The organism is Alkalinema sp. FACHB-956 (assembly GCF_014697025.1).
Lineage (GTDB): Bacteria > Cyanobacteriota > Cyanobacteriia > Leptolyngbyales > Leptolyngbyaceae > Alkalinema.
This window is the reverse complement of sequence record NZ_JACJRC010000001.1, coordinates 641,139-656,348: the sequence shown is the minus strand read 5'-3', so window position 1 is coordinate 656,348 and position 15,210 is coordinate 641,139. Positions and strand designations below refer to the sequence as shown.

Sequence of the window (15,210 nt, the reverse complement as noted above, 5' to 3'; positions counted from 1 at the left end):
ATGCTCTGGATCCCTGTAAACCTGGCCTAGGGCATTGACAGGGCAAAGGGTTGATCCTTAGCGCAGTTGAACGCTCTTGGGATGTCCGGCCATGTGGATGGTGTCCACAAAGCGTGCGGTTTTGGATTGGCTGGAAATGACCAGGGTTTGAGTCCGGATCCCACCGCCAAAGAAGCGAACGCCTTCCAGCCAGTTGCTGGAGGTGATCCCCGTTGCAGCAAACATGACGTTCTCGCCCGAAGCCAGCTCTTCTGCTTCATAGATCTTGTCGGGATCGGCGATGTTCATTTCCGCCAAGCGAGCTAGGTTGCCTTCCTTGGTCATGTCAGCCCATTCCTTGGTTTGCACGATCGCGGGATCGTACACCAGCTGGCCTTGGAAGTGACCACCCAGGCAGCGCATGGCCGCAGCCGTGATCACCCCTTCAGGAGCCGCACCAATGCCCATCAGTGCATGGATGCCCGTACCCGCAAAACCGCAGTTGATGGCTGCGCCAACGTCCCCGTCTCCAATCAGTTGGATACGAGCACCGGCTTCGCGGATTTCTTTGATCAGGTCATTGTGACGATCGCGCTTCATGACGACTACCGTCAGTTCTTCGATCGCCCGATCTAAGCACTCGGACAGGATTTTGAGGTTTTCGGTGGCAGACTTGCGGATGTCTACTTTGCCCTTTGCTGCTGCTGGAGCGGCCAGCTTCTTCATGTAAAAGTCGGGGGCTGCAAACAGGCCGCCTTTTTCAGAAATTGCCAGCACTGCGATGGAACCGGGTTGACCATAGGCACAAAGGTTTGTACCTTCGCAAGGATCCACAGCGATGTCGATTTCGATCAGTTCTTCTGGGGTGCAGAAGTCTGCGGCGTTGGGTTGGTTACAGATACCGACTTCTTCACCAATGAAGAGCATGGGGGCGTCATCCCGTTCCCCTTCCCCGATCACGATCCGACCACGCATGTGGATTTTATTCATCCGTTCCCGCATGGCTTCTACGGCAGCTTGGTCTGCACCGTTTTTGTCGCCTTTGCCGACCAACCGAGCCGACGCGATCGCGGCTTGCTCGACGACTTCGATAATCTCTAAACCCAGCGTGCTTTCCACTAAGCGTCCTCCAAACTGCTGATGTTGCGCCAACGTTACAAAGATGTCAGCGACTTCAGTTATCAAGTCTATCAAAGGGGCGTAACACGCTTGAAGGTGCCGAGGTTCGCTCCGGTGTAAAGTTTTGTGCAGGGGATTAACGAAAATGCCTGGAATTCTCTGGAAAACCCGGACTTTCCTGCGAACGACCTCTCCGAAATTTCGTCAAAATAAATGTAGTCAGCTACAGAAAATTGTAGTTAACGACAGATCCCTTCATGGCTTCCGGGGCGAGTCTCTACAAGCTCTTCCCTAAAGGTTCTTCCCTAAAGGTTCTTCCCTAATAGTTTGCAGTTTGCTCTCTTGAGAAAATTGCGTTTTGCGAAATGGTAACGAGTATGAAATCGACAGTTTTTCTGATTTTGGCAATCGTGGTGAGTGGGTTGCCTGGGGTGGGTGCGATCGCCCATCCATCCATCGAATTGAGCGATCGCGGGGGTATTAGCTCGTCTCATCCAGGGTTGACTCCTGGGAATGCTATGGGGTTCACTGATCCATCCCAAACCCCTCAAAGGACAAGTCTGGCAGCAGAGCCAGTGACGGTAACCGAGGAAGTGGTTAAGTTTGTGCGCGATCAGGGGGATGCCCTAGGTCGTCGAGAGGCGATCGTCAAGTATCCGAAAATTTCGGGCATGGCTGATCCGGCACTTCAGGAAAAGGTGCAAGCAGCGATCGGGCTGCAACAAGCCTTTGGCAAATCTGTGGAGGAGATGCGTGTTGAGTTTGAGGACTATGCTTGGCTGAATGAGTTGAGTTATACCGTCAACTATAACCAGCACTCCATTTTGGACATTACCTACCGTGGCTGGGGCACAGGGGCGTATCCGTCGGGATTTGAGCGCTACCTTGCGGTTAACCTGAAAACAGGGACGGTGATCTATGCCCACCATCTGTTTAAAACGGAAGCGCTCGGTCAGGTGGCTCGGTTAGTCAATCAGGTAATGCAGGCGGAAATTCAGAAAAAAATGGCGGAAGTGAAGCAAGACTATGGGGAGGAGGAAATCGATCTGAAAATCTATGCAGCGCACCAGTTTCGGGTGAAAGATCTGAATCACTTTACCATTACCGATCGGGGCATTATCTTTCACTATGAATACGGGTTCCCCCATGTGCTGAAAGCTGCTGAACCTGAGGATAGCTATCTACTGAGTTATGACCAACTCAAACCGTTTATTCGATCGAATGGGGTTCTCAGCCAATTACTAGGTGAGCAGAACGCACCCTAGATCCTGCGTAAAAACAGTAGAGGAGATCGGTGATATCAAGAATCGTATCTCAAGCAGCTCAGAACTTAGGGCGCAATCGCTTCATCAAGGCTATTTTGCGTGGGTTCTGTGGCATGGTGGGATTTGTGATAGCAGTTCTGATCTATCTCTACTGGCCACGCTCCCTTCCAGCACCGCCTGCATCATTGATTGTAGAACGAATGGTCAGGGGATTACCCATCAGCAAAGTATGAAATATCTAAAGACGTTAGATGTTGGCTATGGCTATTTCGAGTTCCTCTTCAATTCCTGACTCTGCGTTCTCTCAAACATCTACGGCAATAGAAATCTGCATCAGGGTAGATGGACGATTTGTAAAGGATTCGAAATAGTTAGGCAGAAAGCGATTAATAAAAGTCTTTGGGTGCATGTATGGCTTCTGTTCATCCTCCTGCTTCTGCTCATCCTCCTTCTAGAGATCAAGGCTTAGACTTGCTCAAAGCGCTTAGTATTATTGCAGTTCTTCTGTGGCACTTGCAGCCTATTCAGCTGGTGAATGTCCAAAATCAAGTGACCAGGAACTTTAGCTATTTCATTGATGCGATCAACCAACAATTATTTCTATTGGCAGTTCCACTGTTTTTTGTGATTTCGCTCCATCTGTTTCTTAAAAAAGCAAATTCCAACTCCCAATACCTCTATACAAGACTGACAACCTTAGCGAAGATATTTACTTTCTGGACTGGGTTTCATCTTGTCTTCTATTGTGTGACTCAATTGATTCTTGGGGAAGCCTCTGGGGTTCGATCGTTGTTAACTCAGAATCCAATTCGAATTTTAATAGGACTTTATCCTAGCTTGCCGTTGGTTGGGGATTCGGTATTTTACTTTCTGTTTGACTTGATGTGTTTGGTGGGGTTGGCCTATTTCTACCGAAAAGTTCAGGCTGGGAAGAGAAAGATTTTCTCAATTTTAGTGATTGTGGCATCAACCCTGTACTTTGAATATTTACTCTTGACTGGACAATCAATTTCCTATTATCGACTTGACAACTTTTTTGTATATGTTGCAGTCGCTGATTTATTTACGACTGCTTTGTCTTCGACTACTTTGTCTTCGACTACTGTATCTTCGATTGCTCAGACTCCGGCGAAACTTTCAAATTCAGGCATAAGAAGTTATGTTCTAGGAAAGTTTAAATATTTATCTCTAGCACTGTTTGTTGCATTTTCAATGCAAGATATTATTCTCAGGATGATGGTCTGGGAGACAAGTCTCTATGGAAGGGCTTCTGTTCTCTATGGTTGTTTAATGGTTCTGGGATTTATTTATCCTATGCAGGCGAATTTGCAAAATAACTTCCTGCTCCAACGCTTGGCTCAGAATTCTTTAGGATTCTATGCATTGCATAAGTACTGGTTGTATTTGTTCCTACTGCTGGCAAATCATGTAGATAGTTGGGCTTTCTTGCTAGGTGGGGTGGTGCCGATCGTGCCTTTGATTGTGTCGGTGTTGGTTTTAATTGCGACTACCATCACGATTGATTTGTTGAAGAAAACCCCTCTCCAACAATTTCTTTAGTGAGATGCTGCCCGTGGGAATTGTGTGAGGCCGTGGATGGAAGGTCAATTCTTAAAGGATCCAACGGGGGATGCTCTCAGCAAAAGGAGATGCGCGGGAGGATTGGGTGTCTGGGTGAACCTTGAGGTGATGGATTGTTGCCTTGGTTACATTACATTGGGTTTACATCTGATGAAAACGGGGTCTGTATGCGGTAGTTTCAAATGGGGGGGCAGGAACTTGGAACAGTTCTTTGAATCCTCCCAAGTTCGATCGGTTCCGTTTTCATAGGCTACGTTTTCATAGGCTACGTTTTCATAGGCTACGTTTTCATAGGCATTGTGCACAGGCTATGTTTAAGACCATTTTGTTTCCCATCGATCGCAGTCGTGAATCCCGTGAGGCGGCCAATTTGGTGGCGGAGTTGGTGCAGCAACACAAGAGCCGGTTAATCATTCTCTCAGTGGTGGAGGATGGGTCGGAGGATTTGGCCATGGCGTCAGTGAATGCGGTGGATGAGTTGCTGAAAGGGGCCAATGAGCTATTCTCTCAACAGGGAATTAAAGCGGAAACGGTGGAGCGGCAAGGTAAGCCTGCCTTTACGATTTGTGATGTGGCGGATGAGATGGGTGCAGACTTGATTGTGATGGGCAGTCGAGGGCTGGGTTTGACGGGAGAAGGGGCGCAGGATAGTGTGACGAATCGGGTGATTAGTTTGTCGCCTTGTCCGGTGTTGGTGGTTCCCTAGATCTGAAACGATCGATCAATTCCGATCGGATGTGGGGGCGATCGATGCTGATTGATCTGGAATGCCGTTTCTTCCCCACTGTTCGATCGGACTAACAACCGACCAATTCAGGTTGAACCGATGACGATCGTATTGGTGAGTCACCGTTAGGATTGATAGCTCTGCAAGATCACTCACACTACTATTGTCACTTCAGATTCACCTTTCAAATCCATAGAATGGGACGCTAAAGTTACATCTGAGTGAACTCTGCTAAGTTATTCATCTAACATTCCGATTAGGTGCGGGAGGATAGAAAAATCTTTCTCAGCAATTGCCCATGAACCAAGGCTGGACATACCACGATCGCATCAGTAAGCAACAAGTAGGACTGACGGTTCTGCAATACTATGCGCAATACTATCGCCACTCCAGCGCCAGCGAATGGCAAACCAAAATTGCGTCTGGACAAGTGCAATTAAACGATCGTTCCACCACCCCGGATACTCCCCTGCAAAAAGGCGATCGTCTTGCCTACCATCGTCCCCCTTGGCAGGAACCGATCGTGCCCCTGACGATCGAGCTGCTTTACGAAGATGCCGATCTACTGGTGGTCAATAAACCCTCCGGATTGCCCGTCCTGCCGGGAGCCGGATTTTTGGAACATACCCTGCTGCACCAAATCCAAAAACAATATCCCCAGCAGCCCCCCGTGCCCATCCATCGCCTTGGTCGCGGCACCTCCGGTTTGCTCTTACTCGCTCGATCGCCCTTAGCCAAATCCCACCTGACTCAGCAAATGCGCGATCGGGCCATTCGTAAAATCTATCGCGCCTTAGCCAGTGGGACGGTCAGCGCTGACGAATTGACCATCCAGGAACCGATCGGCCCGATTTCCCATCCCGCCCTGGGCACCCTTTACGCCGCTACCCCCACGGGCTCCTTCGCCCAGAGCCACTGCCGCGTCCTGCAACGCAATCCCCAAGACACCCTACTGGAAGTCACGATCCTGACCGGGCGTCCCCACCAAATCCGCATCCACCTTGCCGCCGCTGGTTTTCCCTTGGTGGGTGATCCCCTCTATGGCGTCGGTGGGTTGCCGATCGTGCCTGCCCAGCCGAATGCCGATAACGTGCCAGTTCCAGGCGATTGTGGCTACTGGCTCCATGCCTATCAGCTAGCCTTCCAGCATCCCCGATCGCAGGAACCCCTCTGCTTCACCTGTGAACCAGACTCTTCCCAATTGCGGGTTTCCGCCATCCAAAACGTCGCAAATTAACCCTGCTCCCCGGAATTCACTGACCTGTCCCTGTAATTTCTTGATAGACAGTGTAAAAACTGTCATCAACGCCCCATAAATCTAACCTCAGAGTCTTATATATTTCTGAGATAATTCTTTTTACCCCGGCGATCGAACTTGGCGATCGAACAGTTAGCAGCTTCACCGACCCTGATATCACAGCTCAATTCTCCATTCCTAGAATCATTCCTACATGTATTGCTGTAATTTTCCGTACTCATTGTTATAGGTGTTGATAAAAGTGATAGTTGACTCGTCGCCAACGGCAATTTTCCGTCAAAATGGCGGATTTATTGCGAAATTTCAATGATTGACTTCAAGAATGCAAGACATTCTAGTTGGAATAGTTGGAATAGTTTGGTTGACTTGCCCTTTGACTTGTCCTTTGCCTTGCCCTTTGACTCGTCCAAGATCGCACCCCTCGTTGTTCCCTGGCTGTCTGGTTTCGTCCCTCTGTGCTCTGTGGATCTTTCTTAAGGTGGCTCTACCATGAATTTCTATCCTTCCAGGTTGCCTTGGCACCAGGATGCTGAATCCCTGTATCAGCACCTGTATGAGTTACGGTATTTGCCCTTTCCCAATATTCTCGATCGCCTCACTCAATTGTTTATTGAAGGGACTCAATATCATGACCCAGAAATTCTAGAAATAGTCTATCGTTTAGTGGCTTCAGAACAGGCCGATCGGGAATTTCTCAATGTGCTCAATCGCTGTTGCTATATCTTAATCAACCATTGGTGGTCACGATCGGACTTGCGTTACACGGCGGGTTTTGTCCTCATTTTTCAACGCAAACCTACACAGTTAAGTCGGGTTCCGGTGATCGATCGCTTACGGAAACTGGTGGCGCAATTTACGCAGTCTCCCCAATATACGGCGCTGCTCGATCGGGTCAATGTGGCGCAAACGGAGGATGAGCCTGAAGCGTCGAATCATCGGCGATCGGTGCAAGATGAATTGCGGCGGTACCCGTTCCTATATCCCCATATCCTGTTGAATGAAGACACGAGCGATAGTGGACAAGAAGCGGTTTCGCATCTCCAACGGCAACGGGAACATCACTATGATCAATGCCTTGATCAATATCTACGGAATGCCCTATTGCGCAACCACACCGGAGAATTTTCGACGGAGCTGCAACGGCTGACCGGGCTAGAGGAGCCACAGCTCCGATTTGCCATCAAACACTATGCGGGTAAATCAACAGCAGCGGGGCGCTATCGCGAGAGTGCTCAGAAATTCTTGCTGGCTTGGGACGGAGCCACTGCCCACCACCAAGCGGTTCAGCACCTGTCTACCTATTTGAACACCAGCATCCAACAGTTTGCCCAGCAGGCCCACCATCCCCATTGCGGAGCCTCTGTCAGTCAATGGCTGGAGATGCAATTGAAAACGATCGCCTCTCCCAAAGGCTTTTTAGGGCAAAGTGATTTATTGCTCACGGAAGTCAGTTGGCAATTGCTCGACACATTGCTGGCCCACCCCAAAAGTCACGCTGAGCAGCATGTTCGCTTTATGGGACTCCATGGCGGCTTGGGCGCGCCCTTTACCGTGGGCCTCCTGCTCAAGCTCGCTCTGGTCTGTCGGCGCAATTGGCAGCACACCTGCGATCGCATTGCCAAACGCTTTGCCGCACTGGTGCAGCACTATCGCCAGAGCTTTCAGGAGGATCTGCGCTGGCTCCTAGAGATCCTGAATTACTGGATGCTGGCTAAAACCCTGCATGGTCACTCTCCCGAAAGTCGCGCGGGTCGCACGGCCTTGGAGTACGCGTACCTGCTGTAAAGCCTGTCTGTTGTAGAGACGGTCTGTTGTAGAGGCTGTCTGTTGTAGAGGCTGTTGCACCCAGAATCCTCTGCAACGACTTTTTTCCCGACCCGCAAACCATTACAATCTGTAAAGCTGTCTGGACAGTCGGCCTTTACAAGTTCTTAGGTAGCGTATTTTTAGGTGGCGTAATGCGTGTTGCGATCGTTGGTGCGGGTTTAGCAGGGTTGGCGGCGGCTGTTGAGCTGGTGGACGCTGGCCATGAGGTGGAAATTTTTGAGTCCCGTCCCTTTGTCGGTGGCAAGGTGGGAAGCTGGGTGGATGCCGAGGGTAACCACATCGAAATGGGCCTGCATGTCTTTTTCAACAACTATTACAACCTGTTTGCCCTGCTGAAAAAGGTGGGGGCCTACGACAATTTGCTGCCTAAGGAGCATGTCCACACCTTCATCAATCGCGGCGGTCAGATTGGCAAGCTGGATTTCCGCTTCCTAGTCGGTGCACCGTTCCATGGCCTCAAGGCCTTTTTCACCACGGGTCAGTTAACGCCTCTAGACAAGGTGCAGAACGCGATCGCCTTGGGAACCAGCCCGATCGTGCCGGGTTTGATTAACTACGAAGTGGCGATGAAACTGATCCGCAAGCTGGACAACATCAGCTTTGCCGATTGGTTCCGCAGCCATGGTGGATCGCAGAATAGCTTGAAGCGCATGTGGGATCCGATCGCCTTGGCCTTGGGATTCATCGACACCGAGGAAATTTCCGCCCGCTGTATGCTGACGATCTTTATGATGTTCGCTGCGAAAACGGAAGCTTCCCGGCTGAATATGCTGGCCGGATCGCCGGGGGAATATCTCAGCAAACCGATCGTGGATTACATCACCGCTAAGGGCGCTAAAATCCACACCCGTCGCCAGACCCGTCGGATTCTGTTTGAAGGGGAAGGCCGCAATACTAAGGTCACAGGATTGGCGATCGCCGATGGCGCGGAGGAAGCAATCGTCACCGCCGATGCCTACCTAGCAGCCTGCGATGTGCCGGGAATCCAACGGCTTCTGCCCCAGGAATGGCGCAGCATGGCAGAGTTTGACAATATCTACAAACTGGAAGCTGTGCCCGTGGTGACCGTGCAGTTGCGGTTCAATGGCTGGGTGACGGAAATGCAGGATGAAAGCAAACGCAAGCAGGCGATCGCCGCTGGCATTGACAACCTGCTTTACAGTGCGGATGCAGACTTTTCCTGCTTCTCTGACCTGGCGCTGTCCAGTCCCAAGGACTACTACCGCGAAGGTCAGGGTTCCTTGATGCAAGTGGTGCTGACCCCTGGTGATCCGTTTATCAAAATGAGCAACGAAGACATTGCCCAGCACGCCCTCAAGCAACTGCACGATCTGTTCCCCTCCTCCCGCGATCTGGAGATGACCTGGTTCAGCGTGGTGAAATTGGCACAGTCCCTCTACCGCGAAAAACCGGACATGGATCCCTACCGTCCTAACCAAAAGACCCCGATCGCCAACTTCTTCCTCGCCGGTAGCTACACCCAACAGGACTACATCGACAGCATGGAAGGCGCGACGATTTCCGGTAAACAAGCGGCTGCGGTGATTTTGGAACCCTTGGGCCAAAAGGTGGAAGGCAAAGGTCTATTCCGCTACTCCTACGCCTAACTGGGGGATCTATATTCAGCCAAGACGATCCAGATCTTGGTGACAGACCCTGGTTACCGATCTCGGTTACCGATCTCAGTTAGGAAAACCGTTCCTTTCCTAACGCCGCGCATCTGAGTGGGTGCGCTACGCTGGGAGAAAAGATCGATTCTTGATAACAGATCTCCCGCTACCCACTGCTCCTCTCACCCTTACCCCCGTTGCCGCTATGTCTGACTGGCTTGAGCACACCGTACAGGTTGAAATTCCGACAACGATCGAACATGTCTGGGCACTCTGGTCAGACCTGGAGCAAATGCCCAATTGGATGAAGTGGATTGATTCCGTCAAGGTGCGGCCTGATAACCCGGATTTGTCCGTGTGGAAATTGGCTTCGGGGGGCTTTGAATTTTCTTGGCAGTCTAAAATTGTTCGCCAAATCCACCATCAGATTATCCAGTGGGAATCGGTGGATGGTTTGCCGAATAAAGGCGCAATCCGCTTCTACGATCGCGGGGCAGAGGGCAGCATCGTCAAACTGACGGTGGCCTACTCGGTACCCACGGTGATTCGGCAATTGATGGATGGTCTGGCGTTGGGGAAAGTGGTGGAATCCTCGCTGCAAGCAGATATGAACCGCTTCCGCGACTACGCCCTCAAAGATGCCCGATCGTCCTGAGGGAACATTAGGACGATCGGCTTTGCAGGAATGGGGTGAAATAATAGGTCCATACCGAACGGTTCCCAGTCCATTTTGCCGAGCGTCCTTATGATCAGCACCGAAAAGCCCTTGAGGGCTCGCCAGTCGTTGCAATCCTCTCCGCGATCGCCCTTTCCCCCTGGCAAGTGGGGCCTTGTTGGGATCCTTGTTTTGCTGTGGAAAGGCTGGAGCTATTGGTTGCTCAACAGAATGCAGCATTCTGGGGAATCCCTACCCGTTAGTGCGTTGTATCGCGGGGGGGATATGGAATATTACCCGTTGATCAACGCGGTGGGGCAGTTGCAATGGGGCGAATTTGCCCTGTGGGAAAAATTAGAAACTGGGGTGGGGGCTTTTCCTTGGGTATCCGTCAGTTTCCATGGACTGCTGGAGCGATTTTTGGGAATCCATGGTTTTTGGGTGGCGGATGGGCTCGTTACGATCGCCTACTACAGCTTGATGACGCTGGTTCTTCGGGCATTTGGGTTGGGGTTGGGTTGGGAGATCGGCTTGGCGGGATTGCTGACGACCGGGGTTATTGGGGGGGTGCTTGCTGAGGTTTCTGATGTCATCTTTAACCATCTCAGCCAAATTCCCTCAGCCGCTTTCAATCGCTTGCTATTGGTATTGCTCATTGGGTTGGGTTGCATTCTCAGCTATGTCACAGTTCGATTTACCGCGTTGGGCTCCCGGAGAAACCAGTGGTTCCGATTGGCGATCGCGGCGATGGCACTGACTTTTCCGGTGCTATTTTCGTCGGTGGTCATTCCCTTTTGGGGCGGACGCATTCCCCGGCCCTTTGTTACAGAATTATTCTGGTTGTTCCAGCTTGGCAGCTTGGCTGCATTATTTGTGCAGCGGGAACGGTATGTCGGCCATTGGCGAATTTGGGCTGGTTTAGGTATTAGTTTTAGCCTGCTCCTCCAAGGCGATTTCCATTCTGCTGTGGTTCTCGCGATCGCAAATAGCACAGTCATGATCTGTTTATGCTGGCAATTGCGACAGCAATCCGGCCAGCAACGCGCTTGCATTCAAGGTATTGGTGTGAGTTTTCTGGCGGCTATGGTTACCAGTATTCCCTTTTGGATACAACGGAGTTTGGCCAATCCGGATGCGACCACCCGGTTGGGCGTCTTTCCGGTCGATCGGGGACATCTGCTGTTTCTGCCCAGCGAACTTCCCTACTATCTGTTGGTTGGATTGTTGTTATGGGGGTGGTTTCTTGGGTTGGCGGGCGATCGATCGGCCCAAAGCCGACGCGGTTTGGGATTGATTGCGATTTTGAGTGTGGCGGCCTGTTTTGCCTTACCTATTTCAACGGTGATCCTGGGGCAAACTGTACAAATTTATCAATTTTTCGATCGCTTCCTGCGGGTGATGGGCTTTGGCCTGGTGATCTATGGCAGTTACGGATTACGGCAACTGTTCCAGCGGGTGCAGCCGGAGGGATTGCCGCAACGCTGGCGGGCGATCGGGCTGGCGACGGGCTTAGCCTTAGCGCTGCTTTTCCCATTCCGAGAGGCGCAGGCACTGGTTAGCAATGGCCAGCACGTCCGCGCTGACTTCCCTGAATGGCAAGCTCTGCCTGATTATCGCCACAACTTCAATGCCTTGGTGGCGGAACTGGCTAAACCCGAATATCACTCGGCCAAGGTGCTGGGAACCTTGGATGTACAAGTGTATGCCTGGTGGGTGACCTTTCAAAATGGAGCCTCCTATTTGCCGGAAGCACCCTTGACGACGGTGAGCGATCGGGAGATTGAAGCCCGTTTACTCAGCTTTTGTAAGTTGTTGAATTTGTCTCCCCAAGCGTTTGTTGGGTTGATCAACCGTTCCTATACCAATTTATTTTGGTTGGGCCATGGGAAGTACCAAGCTTCGCGCGCCTATACCTATGCGCCTTTATCCGATTATTTTCCCGCTGTGCAGCAGCAAATTGGGCGAACGGGATTGCTCAATTCTCTGAGTGTTGCGTTACCGATCAGTGAACAGCGTCGCTTGTTGGAAACCTATTGGCAAACCCCTGGGCCGACTGGATCAAACTCAAAGTTAGAGAGCTCAAAGTTAGAGAACTCAAAATTAGACAGCCCAAGATTGGACATAATTGTGTTAACCCAGGATGCCAGTCTCCAGGGGGCCAGTCCGATCGATCCAGACTTTGAACTGACCTATGAAAATCCGGCGTTCCGCCTGTGGCGACGCAAAGCATTGAATTCTCCATAATTGCTATTCTCCATAATTTCCAGGGTTCACCTAGCGTTGCAACGGCCAGACTGATTTTTTGTTACAATCCATGCGATCTCCCTAATACTCCGCCCGCAATCCGGGCAGTAAGGCAATTTGAGGCAATATGGCAAAGCCCGATCAAAATCAAGTGCTTCGACGATTACCGATCGTGGCGGGAACCGTGGCGGGTGTTTTACTGCTGACCAACCGGGTTTTGACTCCGGAGTTGAGTGATTCCCAAGCGCGATCGGATGCCTTGGGGGTGATCCTGAGTGCGTTGCTCATCCTAACGGGCCTGCTCTGGCAGCAGATCCAGCCGAAATTGCCCGATCGGGTACAGCTCGTGGGGGAAGAGGGCTTTGACCTGGATAAAACGTTACCGGAAGCGGTACAGGCGGAACTGGCCTGGGTCTCGCGGTTACTGCTGACGAATACAGTGACTAAAACGATCGTGCTGTATTACCAAGGCAAAGTGCTGCTGCGACGGGGAATTTTGCCCGCTACGGCGGAACTGACCCCAGGGCCGATCGTGCAGCGGGTGCTGGATAAGCAAAAGCCGATTTATCTCGTGGATGTGAAAGCCTATCCGGGACGGATTGAGTTTGACTACTTACCAGAGAATATTCAAGGGATTATCTGTCAGCCGATCGGGGCAGATGGCGTTATGATTCTCGGGGCGAATGCACCTCGCAGCTATACCCAACAGGATGAAACCTGGATCGCAGGTGTGGCGGAGAAGCTGAGCTATACCCTGAGTCAATCCCTCCCGACAGATCATGCCACCGATCGTTGAATTGCTTCTACCCAGTGCGTTTGTTGTTCTCAGTTCTGCTTGGATTGCGGCGAAGGGGTTTCCCCGACAGGTGGGCGCTGCGCTATTGCTGTTGATTGCGCTGGTGTTGGGGCAGATTAGTCTGATTGAATTGCTGCTGGGGGTGAGCCATCTGCTCTATCCGATCGGGGAAGTGATTGCTGCGCCGATCGTGAGTCTGGGGCTGGTGGGGTTGAGCCAGTTTGGTTTGCCGCGTTGGCTGGCTGGTGCGACGGACGCGATCGCTCCGGAACAGGTATTGGCGGAATCTGGACTGGCAGAACCGGAGATTGAGCCGGAGATTGAGCCGGAGCGGATTTTGCGGCCTCGGGGGCTGGCGTTGCTGGGGGCGATCGGGCTGGCGCTGTTCCTGCCGCTACGATCGCTGCTGCAAGAGTGGCTGCAACAAATCCATCAAGTCCATCCCCTCAGTTGGGATGTGGTGAGCTTCCATCTGCCCAATGTGGTGAATTACATGGATGGGGGCAACCTGTGGCGTGTTCATGGCACCTATGGTCACTATCCCGGCGGGAATGAGTTGCTCAATCTGTGGAGCATGATGCCGCTACGGTTGGATGGGGCTTTGGGCCTCACAACGGCAACGCTGGGGGTGGGCTGTTTGTTAGCGTCGGTGTTGCTGTTATGGCAAACCTTATCGCCGTCCTCGTCTCAGTCCTCGTCTCAGTCCTCGTCTCAATCACCATCTCAGTCCTTGTCTCAATCACCGTCGCGGGTCGGGTCGGGCATTGCTGCGTTAGTTCTGCTGGCGGGATTGCTGAATTTGCCGACTCTTCAGGAAATTTTCTTTGATATTGGCCGCAACGACATTTCCGTGATGTTTTGGGAGTTGCTGGCGTTGTGGGCGCTGTTCCAAGCGGTGCAACCCCGATCGATGACAGTTCACCTGCGATCGCCGCTGTGGCTCTGGGGGGTGGGGATCAGTTTGGGTTGGCTGATTGGCACGAAGCCGAATGGGCTGTATTACCTGGTGGGCATGGTGGGGCTAGTGACGCTGCTGCCTTGGCAAGACCAGATGGGGCAGGGTTGGACGCTGCTGCAACGGGGAAGGCTAGCGTTGACTCGGGTGTTGCTGCCTGCGATCGGGCTGGGTGGCTTTTGGTATTTCCGAAATTTGGTACGGGATGGGCATCTGTCGCCGCCGGATCAATTGCAATCGGCGATGGAAGTCAGCATGATTCGCAATCTGTTGAATCCAGAACTCTATAACTGGAATGCACCTTTTGCGATGTTTTTGGCGAGTTTGGGGATCACGATCGTGACGTTGCTGGCGGCGCGATGGCAGCCGACGCGGTTTCCGATTGGGGTGCAACTGGTGGCCTGGTGGAATGCGATCGCCCTGGGGGCTTTGGTGTTAACGCCGAGTGGTGCGGGCTATTTGGCGGGTAGTGGGAAGGTGTTTTTGATTCAACTGCGCTACAGTGCCATTATTTTCCCGTTGACGCTAATTTTGGTACTTTGGCTGCTGGGGCAATGGCTCGGTCAGCGATTGCAGGCACGATTGACCGATCGATCAGACCTACGATCGCTGGCACAATCGTTAGAAACGATCGACCCAGCAACCCGCGAACCATCGGGATCAAAAACCTTACCCTGGCTGGGTGGAGCGGGGCTATCAGTGCTGTTGCTGCTGCTGCTCCAGGTCAACAGTTACCAAGCGCCTCAAGGCTTGCCGGGGCACGATGGCATTCTGTTTCCCGTGGGGCCACGACCCACTGAGCTTTATCAATGGGTGCAGCAGAATCTAGATCAGGCCAAGATTTACTCTGTTGGGTTACGGCCCTATGGACTCTATGGGTTTCCCTACCGCAATCAGATTGTGGCTTCTAGTCTGGGATCGGAAAATTGGACGTTGGCGGAGGGTTTGGCAGTGATTCAGCGGGAGCATCCGCAATATTTAGCCATCAGTCTTGATCCTTTTAGTCGTCGGGTGCCACCGGGAATCCTGGAAGTGGCAAAAAATCCCCAATTCTTTCAGGTCGTGTATCAAGATAATCTTGCGGTGGTTTTCCGTATCACAGAGAACGTGAAATCCTGACCCAAATCACCGTAAGCTATAGGCATTCTCTGGGTTGGGGTGGCATCGCAAAAACGGTTTATTGCAACTGATTGC

At 51.9% G+C, this 15,210-nt stretch carries 11 protein-coding genes; 10 read left to right on the top strand and 1 reads right to left on the bottom strand.

Going from position 1 to position 15,210, the window contains the following annotated elements; translation table 11 throughout:
* Positions 1 to 57: 57 nt before the first annotated feature.
* Complete coding sequence (gene glpX, locus H6G21_RS02660) at positions 58 to 1,098, bottom strand: class II fructose-bisphosphatase (protein WP_190570516.1); 1,041 nt, start codon at positions 1,096 to 1,098, stop codon at positions 58 to 60.
* 377 nt (positions 1,099 to 1,475) lie between these two features.
* Between glpX and H6G21_RS02655 the strand changes: the two genes are divergently transcribed.
* From H6G21_RS02655 to H6G21_RS02610, 10 genes are all read left to right on the top strand, one after another.
* On the top strand, positions 1,476 to 2,363 hold the full coding sequence (locus tag H6G21_RS02655) for a hypothetical protein (protein ID WP_190570151.1): 888 nt from the start codon (positions 1,476 to 1,478) through the stop codon (positions 2,361 to 2,363).
* A 411-nt stretch (positions 2,364 to 2,774) separates the two neighbouring features.
* Complete coding sequence (locus H6G21_RS02650) at positions 2,775 to 3,923, top strand: acyltransferase (RefSeq protein WP_190570149.1); 1,149 nt, start codon at positions 2,775 to 2,777, stop codon at positions 3,921 to 3,923.
* 331 nt (positions 3,924 to 4,254) lie between these two features.
* Positions 4,255 to 4,650, top strand: a complete 396-nt coding sequence (locus tag H6G21_RS02645) for a universal stress protein (RefSeq protein ID WP_190570147.1) — start codon at positions 4,255 to 4,257, stop codon at positions 4,648 to 4,650.
* 319 nt (positions 4,651 to 4,969) lie between these two features.
* Positions 4,970 to 5,908 (top strand): RluA family pseudouridine synthase, encoded by a 939-nt coding sequence (locus H6G21_RS02640; RefSeq protein ID WP_190570146.1) that lies wholly within the window; start codon positions 4,970 to 4,972, stop codon positions 5,906 to 5,908.
* A 510-nt stretch (positions 5,909 to 6,418) separates the two neighbouring features.
* Entirely contained in the window at positions 6,419 to 7,714 is a 1,296-nt protein-coding gene (locus tag H6G21_RS02635) for a hypothetical protein (RefSeq protein WP_190570144.1), read from the top strand.
* Between the two features lie 173 nt (positions 7,715 to 7,887).
* The gene (zds, locus tag H6G21_RS02630; protein WP_190570142.1) at positions 7,888 to 9,363 is read left to right on the top strand and encodes a 9,9'-di-cis-zeta-carotene desaturase; all 1,476 of its coding nucleotides are present in this window, start codon (positions 7,888 to 7,890) and stop codon (positions 9,361 to 9,363) included.
* 208 nt (positions 9,364 to 9,571) lie between these two features.
* Positions 9,572 to 10,021 (top strand): SRPBCC family protein, encoded by a 450-nt coding sequence (locus tag H6G21_RS02625; RefSeq protein WP_190570140.1) that lies wholly within the window; start codon positions 9,572 to 9,574, stop codon positions 10,019 to 10,021.
* Between the two features lie 90 nt (positions 10,022 to 10,111).
* A complete protein-coding gene (locus H6G21_RS02620; RefSeq protein ID WP_190570138.1) occupies positions 10,112 to 12,265 on the top strand; it encodes a hypothetical protein in 2,154 nt (717 codons plus the stop codon).
* Between the two features lie 127 nt (positions 12,266 to 12,392).
* Positions 12,393 to 13,061: a cofactor assembly of complex C subunit B gene (locus H6G21_RS02615; RefSeq protein ID WP_190570136.1), complete on the top strand. Its 669-nt coding sequence runs from the start codon at positions 12,393 to 12,395 to the stop codon at positions 13,059 to 13,061.
* Entirely contained in the window at positions 13,045 to 15,135 is a 2,091-nt protein-coding gene (locus H6G21_RS02610; RefSeq protein WP_190570134.1) for a hypothetical protein, read from the top strand. The genes H6G21_RS02615 and H6G21_RS02610 overlap by 17 nt, the downstream gene beginning before the upstream one ends.
* Positions 15,136 to 15,210 lie beyond the last annotated feature (75 nt).

Excerpts from the sequence above, each read along its gene's own strand:
- H6G21_RS02650 (WP_190570149.1), top strand. The coding sequence starts at position 2,775 with ATGGCTTCTGTTCATCCTCCTGCTTCTGCTCATCCTCCTTCTAGAGAT.
- H6G21_RS02640 (WP_190570146.1), top strand. The coding sequence starts at position 4,970 with ATGAACCAAGGCTGGACATACCACGATCGCATCAGTAAGCAACAAGTA.
- H6G21_RS02625 (WP_190570140.1), top strand. The coding sequence starts at position 9,572 with ATGTCTGACTGGCTTGAGCACACCGTACAGGTTGAAATTCCGACAACG.
- zds (WP_190570142.1), top strand. The coding sequence starts at position 7,888 with ATGCGTGTTGCGATCGTTGGTGCGGGTTTAGCAGGGTTGGCGGCGGCT.
- H6G21_RS02615 (WP_190570136.1), top strand. The coding sequence starts at position 12,393 with ATGGCAAAGCCCGATCAAAATCAAGTGCTTCGACGATTACCGATCGTG.
- H6G21_RS02655 (WP_190570151.1), top strand. The coding sequence starts at position 1,476 with ATGAAATCGACAGTTTTTCTGATTTTGGCAATCGTGGTGAGTGGGTTG.
- H6G21_RS02620 (WP_190570138.1), top strand. The coding sequence starts at position 10,112 with ATGATCAGCACCGAAAAGCCCTTGAGGGCTCGCCAGTCGTTGCAATCC.
- H6G21_RS02610 (WP_190570134.1), top strand. The coding sequence starts at position 13,045 with ATGCCACCGATCGTTGAATTGCTTCTACCCAGTGCGTTTGTTGTTCTC.
- H6G21_RS02645 (WP_190570147.1), top strand. The coding sequence starts at position 4,255 with ATGTTTAAGACCATTTTGTTTCCCATCGATCGCAGTCGTGAATCCCGT.
- H6G21_RS02635 (WP_190570144.1), top strand. The coding sequence starts at position 6,419 with ATGAATTTCTATCCTTCCAGGTTGCCTTGGCACCAGGATGCTGAATCC.